Here is a 19943-nt window from a genome sequence, read left to right as displayed (position 1 = left end):
GCTGATTATGAAAAACGCCACATGCTTAACTGACGATCAACGCTGGCAATCTGTCTTAGCCCGCGACCCGAACGCCGACGGCGAATTCGTTTTCGCCGTGCGCACCACGGGTATTTTTTGCCGTCCGTCTTGCCGAGCCAGACATGCCTTGCGGGAAAATGTCTCCTTCTACGCAAATGCCAGCGAGGCACTCGCCGCCGGATTTCGCCCCTGCAAACGTTGTCAGCCAGACAAAGCCAATCCCCGGCAACATCGCCTTGATAAAATTACCCACGCCTGCCGACTGCTGGAACAGGAAACGCCTGTAACGCTGGAAGCCTTAGCCGACCAGGTGGCGATGAGTCCGTTCCATCTGCATCGGTTGTTTAAAGCGACTACCGGAATGACGCCTAAAGCCTGGCAACAGGCCTGGCGCGCTCGCCGTTTGCGTGAATCGCTGGCGAAAGGGGAGAGCGTGACGACGTCTATTCTTAACGCCGGATTCCCCGACAGCAGCAGTTACTACCGCAAAGCTGACGAAACGCTGGGCATGACGGCTAAACAATTCCGTCATGGTGGCGAAAATCTGGCGGTGCGTTACGCGCTGGCTGATTGTGAGCTGGGCCGTTGCCTGGTGGCAGAAAGCGAGCGGGGGATTTGCGCGATATTGCTGGGCGATGATGACGCGACGCTAATCAGCGAGTTGCAGCAGATGTTTCCCGCTGCCGACAACGCGCCTGCCGATCTGACGTTTCAGCAACATGTGCGTGAAGTGATCGCCAGTCTCAATCAACGCGATACGCCGCTGACGTTACCGCTGGACATTCGCGGCACTGCTTTTCAGCAACAAGTCTGGCAGGCACTGCGCACGATACCTTGTGGTGAAACCGTCAGTTATCAGCAACTGGCGAACGCCATCGGCAAACCGAAAGCGGTACGGGCCGTTGCCAGCGCCTGTGCAGCCAACAAGCTCGCTATCGTAATACCCTGTCATCGGGTAGTCCATGGTGATGGCACACTTTCCGGTTACCGCTGGGGCGTGTCGCGCAAAGCGCAACTGCTGCGCCGTGAAGCTGAAAATGAGGAGAGGTAATGTTGGATCTGTTTGCCGATGCTGAACCGTGGCAAGAGCCACTGGCGGCTGGTGCGGTGATTTTGCACCGTTTTGCTTTTAACGCTGCGGAGCAACTGATCCGCGATATTAATGACGTTGCCAGCCAGTCGCCGTTTCGCCAGATGGTCACTCCAGGCGGATATACCATGTCGGTGGCGATGACCAACTGTGGGCATCTGGGCTGGACGACCAATCGGCAAGGTTATCTCTATTCGCCCATTGATCCGCAAACAAATAAACCGTGGCCCGCCATGCCGCAGAGTTTTCATAATTTATGTCAACGTGCGGCTACGGCGGCGGGCTATCCAGATTTCCAACCTGATGCTTGCCTCATCAACCGCTACGCTCCTGGCGCGAAACTGTCGCTGCATCAGGATAAAGACGAACCGGATCTGCGTGCGCCAATAGTTTCTGTTTCTCTGGGCTTACCCGCGATTTTTCAATTTGGTGGCCTGAAACGAAATGATCCGCTCAAACGTTTATTGCTGGAACATGGCGATGTGGTGGTATGGGGCGGTGAATCGCGGCTGTTTTATCACGGCATTCAACCGTTGAAAGCGGGCTTTCATCCACTCACCGCCGACTGCCGCTACAACCTGACATTCCGTCAGGCAGGTAAAAAAGAATAAAAATAAGAATTATTATTGCTGTGCGCGCGGAGATGTTTAAACTGCGGGCTGTAATTCATTGTCCGGTTTTTTTGCATGGAACTTCTTGTACTTGTCTGGCGGCAGTATCGCTGGCCATTTATCAGTGTGATGGCGCTAAGCCTCGCCAGTGCGGCATTAGGCATTGGCTTAATTGCTTTTATCAATCAGCGCCTTATCGAAACGGCGGATACCAGTCTGCTGGTGTTGCCGGAGTTTCTCGGTTTATTGCTGCTGCTAATGGCGGTGACGCTAGGTTCGCAACTGGCGCTCACCACTCTGGGGCATCATTTCGTTTACCGACTGCGTAGCGAATTTATCAAGCGGATACTGGATACTCACGTCGAGCGTATCGAACAACTTGGTAGCGCCTCGTTGCTGGCGGGGTTAACCAGCGATGTGCGCAATATCACTATTGCGTTTGTTCGTCTGCCAGAACTGGTGCAGGGGATCATTCTCACTATCGGTTCGGCGGCGTATCTGTGGATGCTGTCGGGCAAGATGTTGCTGGTAACGGCTATCTGGATGGCGGTCACCATCTGGGGCGGTTTTGTACTGGTGGCGCGGGTTTACAAACATATGGCGACCCTGCGTGAAACCGAAGACAAGCTGTACACGGACTTTCAAACCGTGTTGGAAGGGCGCAAAGAACTGACTCTGAACCGTGAACGCGCCGAGTATGTGTTTAACAACCTCTACATTCCTGATGCGCAAGAGTATCGCCATCATATCATCCGCGCAGACACCTTCCATCTTAGTGCTGTGAACTGGTCAAACATCATGATGCTGGGCGCAATCGGCCTGGTGTTCTGGATGGCGAACAGTCTCGGTTGGGCTGATACCAACGTTGCCGCGACCTATTCGCTAACGCTGTTATTTCTGCGTACGCCGCTGCTTTCGGCGGTTGGTGCGTTGCCGACGCTGCTGACGGCGCAGGTAGCGTTTAACAAGCTGAATAAATTCGCGCTCGCACCTTTCAAAGCTGAGTTTCCGCGTCCGCAGACGTTTCTCAACTGGCAAACGCTGGAGCTGCGCAATGTTACGTTTGCTTATCAGGATAACGCGTTTTCCGTTGGGCCGATTAACCTCACCATTAAACGTGGCGAACTGCTGTTTCTGATTGGCGGCAACGGTAGCGGAAAATCGACACTGGCGATGTTGCTGACGGGCTTGTATCAACCACAAAGCGGCGAAATTTTGCTGGATGGCAAACCTGTCAGCGGCGAACAACCGGAAGATTATCGCAAACTGTTTTCGGCAGTGTTTACCGATGTCTGGTTGTTTGATCAACTGCTGGGGCCGGAGGGGAAACCTGCTAACCCGCAACTGGTTGAGAAGTGGCTGGCGCAGCTGAAAATGGCTCATAAGCTTGAGTTAAGCAACGGGCGTATTGTTAACCTGAAGTTATCAAAAGGGCAGAAAAAACGCGTCGCGCTGTTGCTGGCGCTGGCAGAAGAACGCGATATTATCCTGTTGGATGAATGGGCGGCGGATCAGGACCCACACTTCCGTCGTGAGTTTTATCAGGTGCTGCTGCCGCTGATGCAGGAGATGGGTAAAACGATTTTCGCCATCAGTCATGATGATCATTACTTTATCCACGCTGACCGCCTGCTGGAAATGCGCAACGGGCTACTTAGCGAGCTGACAGGTGAAGAGCGCGATGCTGCTTCGCGTGATGCCGTTGCCCGGACGGCGTAATATTTCGACGCTGACCTGGCGGACTGCTGCCGCCAGGTCAATATTCTAAATAACCCTTCGTTTCTAATAACCCTATAATTAATCAACGAAATTATAATGTTTCTAAAATTGGAATATAATTTATAAACATTATTTAAATGTTGTTACTTAAGTGTTACCGTTGATGCCGCGCAAATCTCACCTGCAATAAAGCGACTAAAAGTAAGGCATTAACAAGATGAAAAAAGTGACTGCCATGCTCTTCTCGATGGCCGTGGGGCTTAATGCCGTTTCGATGACGGCAAAAGCGAAAGCGTCCGAGGAGCAGGAAACTGATGTACTGTTGATTGGCGGCGGCATTATGAGCGCCACGTTGGGGACCTATTTACGCGAGCTGGAGCCTGAATGGTCGATGACCATGGTGGAGCGCCTGGAGGGTGTCGCGCAGGAGAGTTCGAACGGCTGGAACAACGCCGGAACCGGGCATTCTGCACTGATGGAACTCAATTACACCCCGCAAAACGCCGATGGCAGCATCAGTATTGAAAAAGCAGTCGCCATTAACGAAGCATTTCAGATTTCCCGCCAGTTCTGGGCGCACCAGGTCGAGCGCGGTGTACTGCGTACTCCGCGTTCATTTATCAATACCGTTCCGCACATGAGTTTTGTCTGGGGCGAGGATAACGTCAATTTCCTGCGCGCCCGTTACGCCGCATTGCAACAAAGCTCGCTGTTTCGTGGCATGCGTTACTCTGAAGATCACGCGCAGATCAAGGAGTGGGCACCATTAGTGATGGAAGGGCGCGATCCGCAACAGAAAGTGGCGGCTACGCGCACAGAAATTGGCACAGATGTGAACTACGGCGAGATCACCCGCCAGTTGATCGCCTCCTTACAGAAGAAATCTAACTTCTCGCTGCAACTCAGCAGCGAAGTCCGCGCCCTAAAGCGTAATGACGATAACAGCTGGACCGTCACCGTTGCCGATCTGAAAAACGGCACTGCACAGAACATCCGCGCCAAATTTGTCTTTATCGGCGCGGGCGGTGCGGCGCTGAAACTGTTACAGGAATCGGGGATTCCGGAGGCGAAAGACTACGCCGGTTTCCCGGTGGGCGGACAGTTCCTTGTTTCGGAAAACCCGGACGTGGTTAATCACCATCTGGCGAAGGTTTACGGTAAAGCATCCGTTGGCGCACCACCGATGTCGGTTCCGCATATCGATACCCGTGTTCTGGACGGTAAACGCGTCGTGCTGTTTGGGCCATTTGCCACCTTCTCAACCAAATTCCTCAAAAACGGTTCATTGTGGGATCTGATGAGTTCCACCACCACCTCAAACGTGATGCCGATGATGCACGTTGGGCTGGATAATTTCGATCTGGTGAAATATCTGGTGAGTCAGGTGATGTTGAGTGAAGAGGATCGTTTTGAAGCGTTGAAAGAGTACTATCCGCAGGCGAAAAAAGAGGACTGGCGTTTGTGGCAAGCGGGGCAGCGCGTGCAGATTATCAAGCGTGATGCCGAGAAAGGTGGCGTACTGCGTCTGGGTACCGAAGTGGTCAGTGACCAGCAAGGGACCATTGCCGCGTTGTTGGGGGCATCGCCAGGGGCGTCAACCGCCGCGCCGATTATGTTGAATCTGCTGGAAAAAGTATTTGGCGATCGCGTTTCAAGCCCACAATGGCAGGCCACGCTGAAAGCGATTGTTCCGTCTTATGGACGCAAGCTGAACGGTGATGTAGCGGCAACCGAACGCGAGTTGCAGTACACCAGCGAAGTGCTGGGGCTGAAATACGACAAGCCGCAGGCAGCAGATAATACGCCGAAACCGCAGTTGAAACCGCAACCCGTTCATAAAGAAGTGGCGGATATTGTGTTGTAATGATGTGCCACATCCGGCATGGTATGCCGGATGTGGCGTATGCTGATAAGACGCGCCAGCGTCGCATCAGTCAACCGGCTCGGGCGTTAGATCGGATGCGGCGTAACCGCCTTATCCGACCTACGGGGTGGAGCACTTCACAGCGGTGTAGGCCTGATAAGACGCGCCAGCGTCGCATCAGGCTACCGGCTTGGGCGTTAGATGTCGGATGCGGCGTGACCGCCTTATCCGACCTACGGGGTGGAGCACTTCACAGCGGTGTAGGCCTGATAAGACGCGCCAGCGTCGCATCAGGCAACCGGCTCGGGCGTTAGATGTCGGATGCGGCGTGACCGCCTTATCCGACCTACGGGGTGGAGCACTTCACAGCGGTGTAGGCCTGATAAGATGCGTCAGCGTCGCATCAGTCAACCGGCTTGGGCGTTAGATGTCGGATGCGGCGTGACCGCCTTATCCGACCTACGGGGTGCCACACTTCACGGCAGTTTAGCGGACTACCGCGTTGTCAATTTTCTCTTCCGCCTTCCAGATGCGGTATTTCACATCTACATTGTCTGGCGTATACACCACGATCGGCAGCTTGCTGTTGTAACGCAGCATTCCAGCATCGCCCAGATACGCGGTGACAAATTTCTTCTCTTTCTTGCCATCCGGGCAGGCCATCATCGTGGAAACCGGCGAGCTAACTTTATCAAAGACGTAATAATCATAGCCCCAGCCTTCCAGCGTTTTGCTTTCCAGCTTCCCGCCGAGACGATGCAAATTGCAATCGACTTCCAGCGTCTGACCGATTAACAGTTCTACTTTCAGGGTAGATTCATCTTCTTGCGGGGTTAACTGAATCACCTGACGCTTCATGCCTTTTTCAGCTTGCGGATAAGGCGCGATTTTTTCCAGTGGCTGGACGCTCTCTGCCGCCCAGGCGGAAGTGGTAGCGAAAGCGGCAAACAATACTGCAGGTAGAATGGTCTTCATTGTTGTATTCCCTTCGTCATTTATAGGTTTTCACCGATGATGTCGCTGAAGGTTAACATATTCATCAGATTTATTAATTTGCTTTATGAATAACTAAAAGAACATTCAGACAATTTTACCTTCTCTTTTAGTGTTAAATTCTGAGGAGTGGTAAAGCCTTGAGAAATATCTCTGGCGAATTAATCGCTATATAAATATGTTTATAACCATTTGAAATGTGAGCAAAAGCCCGTTTTTGCCACTCTTCCCACCACTCTTTTGATCCTGCTACAGGTTTTACCCCGATCGGGGTATGCATCTTTGACACAACCTTTAATATCTTAGCGGCTATAAAAATAGCTTATTAGTTGTGTGGTTTATTTGGTCGCTCTCAATTTTCAGAGCGCGTTAATGATGGAAGGTCAATGTGAAGATTGATGCATCCCGTCGGGGCATACTCACTGGTCGCTGGCGCAAAGCCAGTAACGGTATCCGTCCGCCCTGGTCCGGTGATGAATCTCATTTTCTGACCCATTGCACCCGCTGTGACGCCTGTATTAATGCTTGTGAAAACAACATTCTGCAACGCGGCGCGGGGGGCTATCCGAGCGTTAATTTCAAAAATAACGAGTGCAGCTTCTGTTATGCCTGCGCGCAAGCTTGCCCCGAATCGCTATTTTCTCCGCGCCACACCAGGGCCTGGGATTTGCAGTTCACCATTGGGGACGCGTGCCTGGCGTATCAGTCAGTTGAATGCCGCCGCTGTCAGGATAGCTGTGAGCCAATGGCAATTATCTTTCGCCCGACGCTCTCCGGGATCTACCAGCCGCAACTTAATAGCCAACTTTGCAACGGATGTGGAGCATGTGCAGCCAGCTGTCCGGTATCAGCCATAACTGCGGAGTATCTCCATGCACACTAACTGGCAAGTTTGCAGCCTGGTCGTGCAGGCCAAAAGCGAACGAATTTCAGACATCAGCACCCAACTGAACGCCTTTCCCGGCTGTGAAGTCGCTGTCAGCGACGCGCCGAGCGGTCAGTTGATTGTGGTGGTGGAAGCAGAAGACAGCGAAACGCTGATCCAAACCATTGAGTCAGTACGCAACGTAGAGGGCGTGCTGGCGGTGTCGCTGGTTTATCACCAGCAGGAAGAGCAAGGTGAGGAAACACCATGAAACTCAGTCGTCGTAGCTTTATGAAAGCTAACGCCGTTGCGGCCGCTGCGGCGGCTGCCGGTCTCAGCGTGCCGGGCGTTGCCCGCGCCGTTGTTGGTCAGCAGGAAGCCATTAAATGGGATAAAGCACCATGCCGTTTCTGCGGTACTGGTTGTGGCGTTCTGGTCGGAACGCAGCAGGGGCGTGTGGTGGCCTGTCAGGGCGACCCGGACGCACCGGTTAACCGTGGTCTGAACTGCATTAAGGGCTATTTCCTGCCCAAAATCATGTACGGTAAAGACCGTTTGACGCAGCCGCTTCTGCGTATGAAAAACGGTAAATATGACAAAGAAGGCGAGTTCACCCCAATCACCTGGGATCAAGCCTTCGATGTGATGGAAGAAAAATTCAAAACTGCCCTGAAAGAAAAAGGGCCGGAATCGATCGGTATGTTCGGTTCTGGTCAGTGGACTATCTGGGAAGGTTATGCCGCGTCCAAGCTGTTCAAAGCGGGCTTCCGTTCGAACAACATCGACCCGAACGCGCGTCACTGTATGGCGTCGGCGGTAGTTGGCTTTATGCGTACCTTTGGTATGGATGAGCCGATGGGCTGCTATGACGACATCGAACAGGCTGACGCGTTTGTGCTGTGGGGCGCTAACATGGCGGAGATGCACCCGATTCTCTGGTCGCGCATCACCAACCGTCGTCTCTCTAACCAGAACGTCACCGTGGCGGTGCTTTCTACCTACCAGCATCGTAGCTTCGAGCTGGCGGATAACGGCATCATCTTTACGCCACAGTCTGACCTGGTGATCCTGAACTACATCGCCAACTATATCATTCAAAACAACGCGATAAATCAGGACTTCTTTAGCAAACACGTTAACCTGCGCAAAGGGGCGACGGACATCGGCTACGGTTTACGTCCGACCCATCCGCTGGAAAAAGCAGCAAAGAATCCAGGTTCTGACGCTTCCGAGCCGATGAGCTTTGAAGATTACAAAGCCTTCGTTGCCGAGTATACGCTGGAAAAAACCGCTGAAATGACCGGCGTGCCGAAAGACCAGCTAGAACAACTGGCGCAGCTGTATGCCGATCCGAACAAGAAAGTCATCTCCTACTGGACGATGGGCTTTAACCAGCATACCCGTGGCGTGTGGGCCAACAACCTGGTCTACAACCTGCACCTGCTGACTGGCAAAATTTCTCAGCCGGGTTGCGGTCCGTTCTCCCTGACCGGGCAGCCTTCTGCGTGCGGTACTGCGCGTGAAGTCGGCACCTTTGCTCACCGTCTGCCTGCGGACATGGTGGTGACTAACGAGAAACACCGTGATATCTGCGAGAAGAAGTGGAATATCCCGAGCGGCACCATTCCGGCGAAAATCGGCCTGCACGCGGTGGCACAGGACCGTGCGCTGAAAGACGGCAAACTGAATGTTTACTGGACCATGTGTACCAACAACATGCAAGCCGGGCCGAACATTAATGAAGAGCGTATGCCGGGCTGGCGCGATCCGCGCAACTTTATCATCGTTTCCGATCCGTATCCGACAGTCAGTGCGCTGGCAGCCGACTTGATCCTGCCGACCGCAATGTGGGTAGAAAAAGAGGGTGCTTACGGTAACGCCGAACGCCGTACTCAATTCTGGCGTCAGCAGGTACAGGCACCGGGCGAAGCGAAATCGGATCTCTGGCAGTTAGTTCAGTTCTCCCGCCGCTTCAAAACTGAAGAAGTGTGGCCGGAAGAGTTGCTGGCGAAGAAACCGGAACTGCGTGGCAAAACGCTGTATGAGGTTCTGTATGCCACCCCGGAAGTGAGCAAATTCCCGGTATCCGAACTGGCAGAAGATCAGTTGAACGATGAATCCCGCGAGCTGGGCTTCTATCTGCAAAAAGGGCTGTTCGAAGAGTATGCATGGTTTGGTCGCGGTCACGGTCACGATCTCGCGCCGTTCGATGACTACCACAAAGCACGCGGTCTGCGCTGGCCGGTGGTGAACGGTAAAGAAACGCAGTGGCGTTATAGCGAAGGTAACGACCCATACGTGAAAGCGGGCGAAGGCTACAAGTTCTACGGTAAACCGGATGGCAAAGCGGTGATCTTCGCACTGCCGTTCGAACCAGCGGCGGAAGCACCGGATGAAGAGTACGATCTGTGGCTCTCTACCGGGCGTGTCCTGGAGCACTGGCACACCGGCAGTATGACTCGCCGTGTACCGGAACTGCACCGTGCCTTCCCGGAAGCGGTCCTGTTTATTCATCCGCTGGATGCGAAAGCGCGCGATCTGCGTCGTGGCGACAAAGTGAAAGTGGTTTCTCGCCGTGGCGAAGTCATCTCGATTGTTGAAACGCGCGGTCGTAACCGTCCGCCGCAGGGCCTGGTGTATATGCCGTTCTTCGACGCCGCACAGCTGGTTAACAAACTGACGCTGGATGCGACCGATCCGCTCTCGAAAGAGACGGACTTCAAGAAGTGTGCGGTCAAACTGGAGAAGGTGTAAGCCATTATGTCCCGGTCAGCGAAACCTCAAAATGGTCGCCGCCGCTTTCTGCGCGATGTCGTTCGCACAGCTGGCGGGCTGGCTGCCGTGGGTGTGGCGCTGGGGTTACAACAGCAAACCGCACGCGCATCTGGTGTGCGGTTGCGCCCGCCCGGAGCCATAAACGAGAACGCCTTTGCCAGTGCCTGTGTACGTTGCGGTCAGTGTGTTCAGGCTTGCCCTTACGACACCTTAAAACTGGCGACACTGGCCTCTGGCCTGTCGGCGGGCACGCCATATTTTGTTGCACGGGATATTCCTTGCGAAATGTGTGAGGACATTCCGTGCGCCAAAGTGTGCCCGAGCGGTGCGCTGGATCGAGAGATCGAATCGATCGACGACGCGCGGATGGGGCTGGCGGTGCTGGTGGATCAGGAGAACTGCCTCAACTTTCAGGGGCTGCGCTGCGATGTTTGCTATCGCGAATGCCCGAAAATTGATGAGGCAATCACCCTGGAGCTGGAGCGTAACACGCGTACCGGTAAGCACGCCCGTTTTCTGCCGACGGTTCACAGCGACGCCTGTACCGGCTGCGGTAAGTGCGAAAAAGTGTGCGTGCTGGAACAACCCGCAATCAAGGTGTTACCGCTGTCACTGGCGAAAGGGGAGTTAGGTCACCATTACCGCTTCGGCTGGCTGGAGGGGAACAATGGCAAATCGTAAACGTGACGCCGGGCGCGAGGCGCTGGAGAAAAAAGGCTGGTGGCGCAGTCACCGTTGGTTAGTGTTACGTCGCCTTTGTCAGTTCTTCGTGCTGGGGATGTTTTTGAGCGGCCCGTGGTTTGGTGTGTGGATCTTGCACGGCAACTACAGCAGTAGCTTGTTATTCGACACCGTTCCACTGACCGATCCGCTGATGACGTTGCAAAGTCTTGCCAGCGGTCATCTGCCTGCCACGGTGGCGCTGACCGGTGCGGTGATTATCACCGTGCTCTACGCCCTGGCAGGAAAGCGATTATTTTGCAGCTGGGTCTGCCCGCTGAACCCGATTACCGATTTAGCAAACTGGTTACGCAGACGATTTGACCTCAATCAGTCTGCGACGATCCCTCGCCACATTCGCTACGTGCTGTTGGTGATCATTTTGGTGGGATCGGCCTTAACTGGCACGCTCATCTGGGAATGGATCAACCCCGTTTCCCTGATGGGGCGTAGCCTGGTAATGGGCTTCGGCAGCGGCGTGCTGCTTATTCTCGCGCTGTTTTTATTTGATCTACTGGTCGTTGAACACGGCTGGTGCGGGCACATTTGTCCGGTTGGTGCACTGTATGGCGTGCTGGGTAGTAAAGGTGTGATTACCGTTGCGGCCACCGATCGGCAGAAATGTAACCGCTGTATGGATTGTTTTCATGTTTGCCCGGAACCGCATGTTCTACGTGCCCCGGTGCTGGATGAACAAAGCCCGGTGCAGGTCACCAGCCGCGATTGCATGACGTGCGGTCGCTGCGTGGATGTCTGTTCTGAGGATGTATTTACAATAACTACACGATGGAGTTCGGGAGCGAAATCATGAAAAGCCATGACCTGAAGAAAGCGCTGTGTCAATGGACGGCGATGCTGGCCCTGGTGGTAAGCGGCGCGGTTTGGGCGGCTAATGGCGTCGATTTTAGCCAGTCGCCGGAAGTATCCGGGACGCAGGAAGGGGCCATTCGGATGCCAAAAGAGCAGGATCGGATGCCGCTGAACTATGTGAATCAGCCGCCAATGATCCCGCATAGCGTTGAAGGTTATCAGGTAACGACCAATACCAACCGCTGCTTGCAGTGCCACGGTGTCGAAAGCTATCGCACCACTGGCGCGCCGCGCATTAGTCCTACTCACTTTATGGACAGCGACGGCAAAGTGGGCGCAGAAGTGGCTCCGCGTCGTTATTTCTGTCTGCAATGTCACGTACCGCAGGCTGATACCGCGCCAATCGTGGGGAATACCTTTACCCCATCAAAAGGTTACGGGAAATAAGAGGTTATTATGGGAAATTCTGACCGTAAGCCTGGTCTGATTAAGCGCCTGTGGAAATGGTGGCGTACCCCCAGCCGTCTGGCGCTAGGGACGCTGCTGTTGATCGGTTTTGTCGGCGGCATCGTTTTCTGGGGCGGCTTTAACACCGGGATGGAAAAAGCCAATACCGAAGAGTTCTGCATTAGCTGCCACGAAATGCGTAACACGGTGTATCAGGAATACATGGATTCCGTGCACTACAACAACCGTAGCGGCGTCCGTGCGACCTGTCCGGATTGTCACGTTCCGCACGAGTTTGTGCCGAAGATGATACGCAAGCTCAAAGCAAGTAAAGAGCTGTATGGTAAAATTTTTGGCGTTATTGACACGCCGCAGAAATTTGAAGCTCATCGCCTGACGATGGCACAGAATGAGTGGCGGCGCATGAAGGACAATAACTCGCAGGAGTGTCGTAACTGTCACAACTTCGAGTATATGGATACAACCGCCCAGAAATCAGTTGCCGCTAAGATGCACGACCAGGCGGTGAAAGATGGGCAAACCTGTATTGATTGCCATAAAGGGATAGCGCACAAGCTGCCCGATATGCGCGAAGTCGAGCCAGGTTTTTAACAGGGTTATTGCGTGGGTATGCTTGAAGCCAGAGAGTTACTTTGCGAGCGGGATGAACGAACCTTATTTAGTGGCTTGTCATTTACGCTGAACGCAGGCGAGTGGGTACAAATCACCGGTAGCAACGGCGCGGGGAAGACAACGCTTCTCCGTTTGCTGACGGGGTTGTCTCGCCCTGACGCAGGCGAGGTTCTCTGGCAAGGGCAGCCCTTGCATCAGGTACGCGACAGCTACCATCAAAACCTGTTATGGATAGGCCATCAGCCGGGGATCAAAACCCGGCTGACGGCGTTAGAAAATCTGCACTTTTATCATCGCGATGGCGATACCGCACAATGTCTGGAAGCCCTGGCGCAGGCCGGGCTTGCCGGATTCGAAGATATTCCTGTAAATCAACTTTCTGCCGGGCAACAACGCCGCGTCGCTTTAGCGCGTCTGTGGCTGACCCGTGCCACGTTATGGATACTCGACGAGCCTTTTACCGCGATTGACGTTAACGGCGTCGATCGTCTGACCCAGCGTATGGCGCAGCATACGGAGCAGGGGGGGATTGTGATTCTGACTACCCACCAGCCGCTCAACGTTGCTGAAAGTAAAATTCGCCGCATTTCACTGACGCAAACGGGGGCCGCATGATGTTCTGGCGCATTTTCCGTCTTGAGCTGCGCGTAGCGTTTCGCCATAGCGCCGAAATCGCCAACCCGCTGTGGTTCTTCCTGATTGTAATTACCCTTTTTCCGCTCAGTATCGGTCCGGAGCCGCAACTGCTGGCGCGTATTGCCCCAGGCATTATCTGGGTTGCAGCGCTGCTTTCATCCTTGCTGGCACTGGAACGACTGTTCCGTGACGATTTGCAGGACGGCAGTCTTGAACAATTGATGTTGTTGCCGTTACCCTTGCCCGCCGTTGTGCTGGCGAAGGTGATGGCGCACTGGATGGTAACAGGTCTGCCGTTACTCATCCTTTCGCCTCTGGTAGCAATGCTACTGGGAATGGATGTTTATGGCTGGCAAGTGATGGCGCTGACGCTGCTGCTGGGAACCCCAACGCTTGGTTTTCTCGGTGCACCGGGCGTGGCGCTGACAGTGGGACTTAAGCGCGGTGGTGTGCTGCTCAGCATACTGGTATTACCGCTGACTATCCCATTACTCATCTTTGCCACCGCCGCGATGGACGCGGCTTCCATGCATTTGCCCGTTGACGGGTATCTGGCAATTTTAGGCGCGTTGCTGGCAGGCACCGCGACATTAAGTCCTTTTGCGACGGCGGCAGCGTTACGAATCAGCATTCAATAACGCTGGATTACTGATTTTTGTTCGAGTCTGGTATCGAAACTATGTGGAAAACACTGCATCAACTGGCGATCCCACCACGGCTGTATCAAATCTGTGGCTGGTTTATACCGTGGCTGGCAATTGCCAGTGTGGTCGTGCTTACCGTCGGCTGGATCTGGGGATTCGGCTTTGCTCCGGCTGATTATCAGCAGGGAAATAGCTACCGCATTATCTACCTGCATGTGCCTGCGGCGATCTGGTCGATGGGCATTTATGCATCAATGGCGGTGGCAGCGTTTATTGGCCTGGTCTGGCAGATGAAAATGGCCAACCTGGCGGTGGCGGCGATGGCCCCCATTGGTGCCGTGTTTACCTTTATTGCCCTGGTTACCGGCTCTGCATGGGGAAAACCGATGTGGGGCACCTGGTGGGTATGGGATGCACGCCTGACTTCTGAACTGGTGCTGCTGTTTTTGTATGTGGGTGTGATTGCCCTGTGGCACGCCTTCGACGACCGCCGTCTGGCGGGCCGTGCGGCAGGTATTCTGGTGCTAATTGGCGTGGTGAACCTGCCGATTATTCATTACTCCGTGGAGTGGTGGAACACCCTGCATCAGGGATCAACGCGGATGCAGCAAAGTATCGATCCGGCGATGCGTTCGCCGCTGCGCTGGTCGATTTTTGGCTTCCTGCTGCTGTCTGCCACGCTGACGCTGATGCGGATGCGTAATTTAATTTTGCTGATGGAAAAACGCCGTCCGTGGGTGAGTGAACTGATACTGAAAAGAGGCCGTAAATGACCCCTGCATTTGCTTCCTGGAATGAATTTTTCGCAATGGGCGGTTACGCCTTTTTTGTCTGGCTGGCGGTGGTGATGACCGTTATTCCGCTGGTGGTTTTGGTCGTGCATTCGGTGATGCAGCATCGCGCAATTCTGCGTGGCGTGGCGCAACAGCGGGCGCGTGAGGCGCGTTTACGTGCTGCGCAACAGCAGGAGGCTGCATGAATATTCGCCGTAAAAACCGCTTGTGGATTGCCTGTGCCGTGCTGGCGGGGCTGGCGCTGACTATCGGTCTGGTGCTATATGCGCTGCGCTCGAATATCGATCTTTTTTATACGCCGGGGGAAATTCTCTACGGCAAGCGTGAAACTCAGCAGATGCCGGAAGTCGGGCAGCGTCTGCGCGTTGGCGGGATGGTGATGCCGGGTAGCGTGCAGCGCGATCCCAATTCGCTGAAAGTAACGTTCACCATTTACGACGCTGAAGGCTCAGTGGATGTCTCTTACGAAGGCATTTTGCCGGATCTGTTCCGTGAAGGGCAGGGCGTAGTGGTGCAGGGCGAACTGGAAAAAGGTAATCATATCCTCGCGAAAGAAGTACTGGCGAAACACGATGAAAACTACACGCCGCCAGAAGTCGAGAAAGCGATGGAAGCTAATCACCGTCGCCCGGCGAGTGTTTATAAGGACCCAGCATCATGATGCCAGAAATTGGTAACGGACTGCTGTGCCTGGCGCTAGGAATTGCGCTGTTGCTGTCCGTGTATCCGCTATGGGGCGTGGCGCGCGGGGATGCGCGCATGATGGCTTCTTCGCGCTTGTTTGCCTGGCTGCTATTTATGTCTGTGGCTGGCGCATTTCTGGTGCTGGTCAATGCTTTCGTGGTGAATGACTTTACTGTCACCTATGTTGCCAGCAACTCCAATACCCAGCTTCCGGTGTGGTATCGCGTAGCGGCAACCTGGGGTGCGCATGAAGGCTCGCTACTGCTGTGGGTGCTGCTGATGAGCGGCTGGACATTTGCGGTGGCGATTTTTAGTCAGCGTATTCCGCTGGATATTGTGGCCCGTGTACTGGCGATAATGGGGATGGTCAGTGTCGGCTTTTTGCTGTTCATTCTCTTTACCTCTAACCCGTTCTCACGCACGTTGCCGAACTTCCCGATTGAAGGGCGCGATCTTAACCCGCTGTTGCAGGATCCGGGGCTGATCTTCCATCCGCCTCTGCTTTATATGGGGTATGTCGGTTTCTCGGTGGCGTTTGCTTTCGCCATTGCTTCTTTGTTGAGTGGACGTCTGGACAGCACCTATGCGCGTTTTACCCGTCCGTGGACGCTGGCGGCGTGGATTTTCCTGACGCTCGGCATTGTGCTCGGTTCCGCATGGGCCTATTACGAACTCGGCTGGGGCGGCTGGTGGTTCTGGGATCCGGTAGAAAACGCCTCGTTTATGCCGTGGCTGGTGGGGACTGCGCTGATGCACTCACTGGCGGTCACTGAACAACGCGCCAGCTTCAAAGCGTGGACATTACTGCTGGCAATCAGTGCCTTCTCGCTGTGTCTGCTGGGGACTTTCCTCGTGCGTTCCGGCGTGCTGGTATCGGTACACGCGTTTGCGTCTGATCCGGCGCGCGGTATGTTTATCCTCGCCTTTATGGTGCTGGTGATTGGCGGTTCGCTGCTGCTGTTTGCCGCGCGTGGACACAAAGTTCGCTCACGCGTAAACAATGCGCTGTGGTCGCGGGAATCTTTGCTGTTAGCGAACAACGTTTTGCTGGTCGCCGCGATGCTGGTGGTGTTGCTGGGGACGCTGCTGCCGCTGGTGCACAAGCAACTGGGACTGGGCAGCATTTCGATTGGCGAACCGTTCTTCAACACCATGTTTACCTGGCTGATGGTGCCGTTTGCGCTACTGCTGGGTGTCGGTCCACTGGTGCGCTGGGGGCGCGATCGCCCACGTAAAATCCGCAATTTATTGATTATCGCCTTCATCTCTACGCTGGTGCTGTCTCTGCTGTTGCCGTGGCTGTTCGAAAGCAAAGTTGTGGCGATGACGGTGCTCGGCCTGGCAATGGCCTGCTGGATTGCAGTGCTGGCGATTGCGGAAGCTGCGCTGCGTATTTCACGCGGCATGAAAACCACCTTCAGTTATTGGGGCATGGTGGCGGCTCACCTGGGGCTGGCGGTAACAATTGTTGGTATTGCCTTTAGCCAGAACTATAGCGTTGAGCGTGATGTGCGCATGAAGTCCGGCGATAGCGTCGATATTCATGAATATCGCTTCACCTTCCGTGATGTCAAAGAAGTGACTGGTCCGAACTGGCGCGGCGGTGTGGCGACTATCGGCGTAACGCGCGATGGCAAGCCGGAAACGGTGCTGTATGCGGAAAAACGTTATTACAACACTGCAGGGTCGATGATGACCGAAGCGGCGATTGACGGCGGTATCACGCGTGATCTGTACGCCGCGCTCGGTGAAGAGCTGGAAAACGGCGCGTGGGCCGTGCGTCTTTACTACAAACCGTTTGTTCGCTGGATTTGGGCGGGCGGGCTGATGATGGCATTGGGCGGGCTGCTGTGCCTGTTTGATCCTCGCTATCGTAAGCGCGTGAACCCGCAGAAAACTGCGCCGGAGGCTGTATGAAGCGCAAAGTATTGTTAATTCCTTTGATTATCTTCCTGGCGATTGCCGCGGCGCTGCTGTGGCAGCTGGCACGTAATGCCGAAGGGGATGATCCGACCAATCTGGAATCGGCGCTCATTGGCAAGCCGGTGCCAAAGTTTCGCCTCGAATCACTGGACAATCCGGGGCAGTTTTATCAGGCGGATGTGCTGACTCAGGGCAAACCAGTGCTGCTTAACGTCTGGGCGACCTGGTGTCCGACCTGCCGCGCGGAACATCAATATCTGAATCAGCTTTCTGCGCAGGGCATCCGCGTAGTTGGCATGAACTATAAAGACGATCGCCAGAAAGCGATCAGCTGGCTGAAAGAGCTGGGCAATCCTTACGCGTTAAGCCTGTTTGATGGCGACGGCATGTTAGGGCTGGATCTCGGTGTCTATGGCGCGCCAGAAACGTTCCTCATCGACGGCAACGGCATCATTCGCTATCGCCATGCGGGTGATCTCAATCCCCGCGTCTGGCAAGAAGAGATCAAGCCGCTGTGGGAGAAATACAGTAAGGAGGCCGCACAATGAGGTTTTTATTGGGCGTGCTGATGCTGATGATCTCCGGCTCAGCGCTGGCGACCATCGACGTGTTGCAGTTTAAAGATGAAGCACAGGAACAACAGTTTCGTCAGCTTACTGAAGAACTGCGCTGCCCGAAATGCCAGAATAACAGCATTGCCGATTCCAACTCGATGATTGCCACCGACCTGCGCCAGAAAGTGTACGAACTGATGCAGGAAGGTAAAAGTAAGAAAGAGATTGTCGATTATATGGTGGCGCGTTACGGCAACTTCGTCACTTACGACCCGCCGTTAACGCCGCTGACCGTTCTGCTGTGGGTGCTACCGGTGGTGGCTATTGGCATTGGCGGTTGGGTTATTTACTCCCGCTCACGGCGTCGGGTACGCGTGGTGCTGGAAGAGTTTCCTGAACAAAGCGTGCCGGAAGGTAAGCGTGCCGGATATGTTGTTTATCTGCCGGGTATTGTGGTGGCGTTAATTGTGGCTGGCGTCAGCTACTACCAGACCGGCAATTATCAGCAGGTGAAAATTTGGCAGCAGGCCACGGCACAGGCGCCGGCGTTATTGGACAGGGCGCTGGATCCGAAAGCCGATCCGCTCAACGAAGAAGAGATGTCCCGCCTTGCGCTGGGGATGCGTACTCAACTGCAAAAAAATCCGGGAGATATAGAAGGCTGGATTATGTTGGGCCGCGTTGGCATGGCGCTGGGTAACGCCAGTATTGCCACCGATGCATACGCCACTGCGTATCGCCTCGATCCGAAGAACAGCGATGCTGCACTGGGATACGCTGAAGCGTTGACACGTTCATCTGATCCCAACGACAACCGCCTGGGTGGTGAACTGCTACGCCAGTTGGTGAGAACGGACCATAGCAATATCCGTGTGTTAAGCATGTATGCGTTTAATGCCTTTGAGCAGCAGCGATTTGGCGAAGCCGTTGCCGCGTGGGAGATGATGTTGAAACTCTTACCTGCCAACGATACTCGCCGTGCGGTGATTGAACGTAGTATCGCGCAGGCGATGCAACACTTATCACCACAGGAGAGTAAATAAGAACAAGCCCGATGGTGATGCCATCGGGCCAGACTGATGGCAAAGTGCGCTTTGTTTATACCAGATGCGGCGTAAACGCCTTATTCAGCCTACAAAATCGTGCGAACTCAATACATTGCTCGATCCGCGTAGGCCTGATAAGCGTAGCGCATCGGGCAGTTTTGCGTTTGTCATCAATATCAGCCCGAGGGTAAATCCATCGGGCTATTTTTTTATTGCGCCCCACGTTGTTGCAGGAACAGAATAGTGGCCGCCACGCGTGAGCGGACATTGAGTTTACGCAGCAGATTACGAATGTGTACTTTTACTGTCTGCTCGGAAATATTCAACACCGAGGCAATCTGTTTATTTGACAGTCCCTGTGCCAGCTCGTGCAGAACATCCAGCTCGCGCTCCGTCAGCACGCTGAAGGGATCTTCTTCCGCGCCAAACATTTCACGTTCACGTAAGTACTGATTGACGCGTTCGCTAAAGACTTTGCTGCCTTTCGCTCCGGCACGAATCGCTTCCAGCAACACTTCCGGGTCGCTGTCTTTCAACAGATAACCGTCTGCGCCTGCGTCTATCAGCGCAAAGACATCGCTGGAGGCATCTGATACGGTCAGGATAATAATTTGCGCGGTAACGCCATCCCTGCGCAAGGCATTGAGGGTATCCAGGCCACTCATACCTTTCATATTGAGATCCAGCAAGATCACGTCAATATCCAGTCTATTCGCCAGATCGATAGCACTTGCGCCGTCGCCCGCTTCGGCGACCACTTCAAAGCCAGGATCAAGCTCCAGTAACTGACGAACACCGCGTCGCATAAGTGGATGATCATCCACAATCATCACCTGAAAAGGCGTTGCTTCAGGCATAGTAGTCTCCTGAGGTTTTATTAGAATCATTATGTTTGAGCGTAGCGTTGGAAACGCTACCAGGCGCGTGAATGTTACCCCATTTTATGTATGGACATGTAGTGAAAAGTACAGCTCAGTAGTTCATCCTCGCATCATTTTCATTATAAATATGGAATTTTGCATCAACTTCCCATCAAGAAAAACAACTAAAAAATCAATCACAATACTTGTGCATTTCTTTAAACAGTTTTTAAAAACTGACTCCGGGTATGGCG

Annotated in this window: 22 protein-coding genes; 19 read left to right on the top strand and 3 right to left on the bottom strand. The window is 54.1% G+C overall.

Annotated features, from left to right (window positions below):
* The first annotated feature begins 7 nt into the window (after window positions 1-7).
* The 4 genes from ada to mqo all read left to right on the top strand — a co-directional run bounded on the left by ada (window position 8) and on the right by mqo (window position 5305).
* Window positions 8-1072 carry a bifunctional DNA-binding transcriptional regulator/O6-methylguanine-DNA methyltransferase Ada gene (ada, locus tag QUE34_RS13305; protein WP_032303392.1) on the top strand — a complete coding sequence of 355 codons (1065 nt, stop codon included), beginning with the start codon at window positions 8-10 and terminating at the stop codon, window positions 1070-1072.
* Window positions 1072-1722, top strand: coding sequence for a DNA oxidative demethylase AlkB (alkB, locus tag QUE34_RS13300; protein ID WP_000884932.1), 651 nt, complete (start codon window positions 1072-1074; stop codon window positions 1720-1722). Before ada ends, alkB begins: the two co-directional genes overlap by 1 nt.
* 75 nt (window positions 1723-1797) lie before the next feature.
* Window positions 1798-3441 (top strand): microcin J25 efflux ABC transporter YojI, encoded by a 1644-nt coding sequence (yojI, locus tag QUE34_RS13295; RefSeq protein ID WP_032303391.1) that lies wholly within the window; start codon window positions 1798-1800, stop codon window positions 3439-3441.
* 217 nt (window positions 3442-3658) lie between these two features.
* Entirely contained in the window at window positions 3659-5305 is a 1647-nt protein-coding gene (mqo, locus tag QUE34_RS13290) for a malate dehydrogenase (quinone) (protein WP_286338970.1), read from the top strand.
* 486 nt (window positions 5306-5791) lie between these two features.
* Here the strand turns inward: mqo and eco are convergent, their stop codons facing one another.
* Together eco and yojO are read right to left on the bottom strand one after the other, a co-directional pair.
* Window positions 5792-6280 (bottom strand): serine protease inhibitor ecotin, encoded by a 489-nt coding sequence (gene eco, locus QUE34_RS13285; RefSeq protein ID WP_000849212.1) that lies wholly within the window; start codon window positions 6278-6280, stop codon window positions 5792-5794.
* Window positions 6281-6413: 133 nt separating this feature from the next.
* Window positions 6414-6578 (bottom strand): protein YojO, encoded by a 165-nt coding sequence (gene yojO / locus QUE34_RS13280; protein WP_032303389.1) that lies wholly within the window; start codon window positions 6576-6578, stop codon window positions 6414-6416.
* A 108-nt stretch (window positions 6579-6686) separates the two neighbouring features.
* Here yojO and napF point away from each other — a divergent pair, with 108 nt between their 5' ends.
* Genes napF through ccmH form a run of 15 tightly spaced genes read left to right on the top strand, consistent with a single transcriptional unit; the run spans window position 6687 to window position 18826 of the window.
* On the top strand, window positions 6687-7181 hold the full coding sequence (napF, locus tag QUE34_RS13275) for a ferredoxin-type protein NapF (RefSeq protein ID WP_000686723.1): 495 nt from the start codon (window positions 6687-6689) through the stop codon (window positions 7179-7181).
* Window positions 7171-7434 (top strand): chaperone NapD, encoded by a 264-nt coding sequence (gene napD, locus QUE34_RS13270; protein WP_000557378.1) that lies wholly within the window; start codon window positions 7171-7173, stop codon window positions 7432-7434. Before napF ends, napD begins: the two co-directional genes overlap by 11 nt.
* On the top strand, window positions 7431-9917 hold the full coding sequence (gene napA, locus QUE34_RS13265; protein ID WP_000778067.1) for a periplasmic nitrate reductase subunit alpha: 2487 nt from the start codon (window positions 7431-7433) through the stop codon (window positions 9915-9917). The genes napD and napA overlap by 4 nt, the downstream gene beginning before the upstream one ends.
* A gap of 6 nt (window positions 9918-9923) precedes the next feature.
* On the top strand, window positions 9924-10619 hold the full coding sequence (gene napG, locus QUE34_RS13260) for a ferredoxin-type protein NapG (RefSeq protein WP_000091291.1): 696 nt from the start codon (window positions 9924-9926) through the stop codon (window positions 10617-10619).
* Entirely contained in the window at window positions 10606-11469 is an 864-nt protein-coding gene (gene napH, locus QUE34_RS13255; RefSeq protein ID WP_103253517.1) for a quinol dehydrogenase ferredoxin subunit NapH, read from the top strand. Before napG ends, napH begins: the two co-directional genes overlap by 14 nt.
* Window positions 11466-11915: a nitrate reductase cytochrome c-type subunit gene (napB, locus tag QUE34_RS13250; RefSeq protein ID WP_000835174.1), complete on the top strand. Its 450-nt coding sequence runs from the start codon at window positions 11466-11468 to the stop codon at window positions 11913-11915. The genes napH and napB overlap by 4 nt, the downstream gene beginning before the upstream one ends.
* A gap of 9 nt (window positions 11916-11924) precedes the next feature.
* Complete coding sequence (gene napC / locus QUE34_RS13245; protein WP_000528376.1) at window positions 11925-12527, top strand: cytochrome c-type protein NapC; 603 nt, start codon at window positions 11925-11927, stop codon at window positions 12525-12527.
* 12 nt (window positions 12528-12539) lie between these two features.
* Window positions 12540-13163: a cytochrome c biogenesis heme-transporting ATPase CcmA gene (gene ccmA / locus QUE34_RS13240; protein WP_000525586.1), complete on the top strand. Its 624-nt coding sequence runs from the start codon at window positions 12540-12542 to the stop codon at window positions 13161-13163.
* The gene (gene ccmB / locus QUE34_RS13235) at window positions 13160-13822 is read left to right on the top strand and encodes a heme exporter protein CcmB (protein ID WP_000971730.1); all 663 of its coding nucleotides are present in this window, start codon (window positions 13160-13162) and stop codon (window positions 13820-13822) included. The genes ccmA and ccmB overlap by 4 nt, the downstream gene beginning before the upstream one ends.
* 41 nt (window positions 13823-13863) lie before the next feature.
* The gene (ccmC, locus tag QUE34_RS13230; protein WP_001295447.1) at window positions 13864-14601 is read left to right on the top strand and encodes a heme exporter protein CcmC; all 738 of its coding nucleotides are present in this window, start codon (window positions 13864-13866) and stop codon (window positions 14599-14601) included.
* On the top strand, window positions 14598-14807 hold the full coding sequence (ccmD, locus tag QUE34_RS13225) for a heme exporter protein CcmD (RefSeq protein WP_000186540.1): 210 nt from the start codon (window positions 14598-14600) through the stop codon (window positions 14805-14807). The genes ccmC and ccmD overlap by 4 nt, the downstream gene beginning before the upstream one ends.
* Window positions 14804-15283, top strand: coding sequence for a cytochrome c maturation protein CcmE (gene ccmE, locus QUE34_RS13220; RefSeq protein WP_001026418.1), 480 nt, complete (start codon window positions 14804-14806; stop codon window positions 15281-15283). The genes ccmD and ccmE overlap by 4 nt, the downstream gene beginning before the upstream one ends.
* Window positions 15280-17223, top strand: a complete 1944-nt coding sequence (gene ccmF, locus QUE34_RS13215; protein ID WP_032303388.1) for a cytochrome c-type biogenesis heme lyase CcmF — start codon at window positions 15280-15282, stop codon at window positions 17221-17223. Before ccmE ends, ccmF begins: the two co-directional genes overlap by 4 nt.
* On the top strand, window positions 17220-17777 hold the full coding sequence (dsbE, locus tag QUE34_RS13210) for a thiol:disulfide interchange protein DsbE (RefSeq protein ID WP_000824445.1): 558 nt from the start codon (window positions 17220-17222) through the stop codon (window positions 17775-17777). The genes ccmF and dsbE overlap by 4 nt, the downstream gene beginning before the upstream one ends.
* Window positions 17774-18826, top strand: coding sequence for a cytochrome c-type biogenesis thiol:disulfide oxidoreductase CcmH (ccmH, locus tag QUE34_RS13205; RefSeq protein ID WP_032303387.1), 1053 nt, complete (start codon window positions 17774-17776; stop codon window positions 18824-18826). Before dsbE ends, ccmH begins: the two co-directional genes overlap by 4 nt.
* Before the next feature lie 212 nt (window positions 18827-19038).
* Here the strand turns inward: ccmH and narP are convergent, their stop codons facing one another.
* Entirely contained in the window at window positions 19039-19686 is a 648-nt protein-coding gene (gene narP / locus QUE34_RS13200) for a nitrate/nitrite response regulator protein NarP (protein ID WP_001113637.1), read from the bottom strand.
* Window positions 19687-19943 lie beyond the last annotated feature (257 nt).

The sequence above is a fragment of the Escherichia sp. KS167_9B genome, from assembly GCF_030295215.1.
Lineage (GTDB): Bacteria > Pseudomonadota > Gammaproteobacteria > Enterobacterales > Enterobacteriaceae > Escherichia > Escherichia coli_F.
The sequence above is the reverse complement of the archived record's forward strand: the minus strand, read 5'-3'. Positions and strand labels throughout refer to the sequence as shown.

Coding starts and splice junctions, on each gene's coding strand:
- eco (WP_000849212.1), bottom strand. CDS start 6,280: ATGAAGACCATTCTACCTGCAGTATTGTTTGCCGCTTTCGCTACCACT.
- ada (WP_032303392.1), top strand. CDS start 8: ATGAAAAACGCCACATGCTTAACTGACGATCAACGCTGGCAATCTGTC.
- napH (WP_103253517.1), top strand. CDS start 10,606: ATGGCAAATCGTAAACGTGACGCCGGGCGCGAGGCGCTGGAGAAAAAA.
- napA (WP_000778067.1), top strand. CDS start 7,431: ATGAAACTCAGTCGTCGTAGCTTTATGAAAGCTAACGCCGTTGCGGCC.
- ccmB (WP_000971730.1), top strand. CDS start 13,160: ATGATGTTCTGGCGCATTTTCCGTCTTGAGCTGCGCGTAGCGTTTCGC.
- napD (WP_000557378.1), top strand. CDS start 7,171: ATGCACACTAACTGGCAAGTTTGCAGCCTGGTCGTGCAGGCCAAAAGC.
- ccmH (WP_032303387.1), top strand. CDS start 17,774: ATGAGGTTTTTATTGGGCGTGCTGATGCTGATGATCTCCGGCTCAGCG.
- ccmC (WP_001295447.1), top strand. CDS start 13,864: ATGTGGAAAACACTGCATCAACTGGCGATCCCACCACGGCTGTATCAA.
- dsbE (WP_000824445.1), top strand. CDS start 17,220: ATGAAGCGCAAAGTATTGTTAATTCCTTTGATTATCTTCCTGGCGATT.
- yojO (WP_032303389.1), bottom strand. CDS start 6,578: ATGCATACCCCGATCGGGGTAAAACCTGTAGCAGGATCAAAAGAGTGG.
- ccmD (WP_000186540.1), top strand. CDS start 14,598: ATGACCCCTGCATTTGCTTCCTGGAATGAATTTTTCGCAATGGGCGGT.
- narP (WP_001113637.1), bottom strand. CDS start 19,686: ATGCCTGAAGCAACGCCTTTTCAGGTGATGATTGTGGATGATCATCCA.
- ccmF (WP_032303388.1), top strand. CDS start 15,280: ATGATGCCAGAAATTGGTAACGGACTGCTGTGCCTGGCGCTAGGAATT.
- ccmE (WP_001026418.1), top strand. CDS start 14,804: ATGAATATTCGCCGTAAAAACCGCTTGTGGATTGCCTGTGCCGTGCTG.
- napB (WP_000835174.1), top strand. CDS start 11,466: ATGAAAAGCCATGACCTGAAGAAAGCGCTGTGTCAATGGACGGCGATG.
- yojI (WP_032303391.1), top strand. CDS start 1,798: ATGGAACTTCTTGTACTTGTCTGGCGGCAGTATCGCTGGCCATTTATC.
- napG (WP_000091291.1), top strand. CDS start 9,924: ATGTCCCGGTCAGCGAAACCTCAAAATGGTCGCCGCCGCTTTCTGCGC.
- napC (WP_000528376.1), top strand. CDS start 11,925: ATGGGAAATTCTGACCGTAAGCCTGGTCTGATTAAGCGCCTGTGGAAA.
- alkB (WP_000884932.1), top strand. CDS start 1,072: ATGTTGGATCTGTTTGCCGATGCTGAACCGTGGCAAGAGCCACTGGCG.
- mqo (WP_286338970.1), top strand. CDS start 3,659: ATGAAAAAAGTGACTGCCATGCTCTTCTCGATGGCCGTGGGGCTTAAT.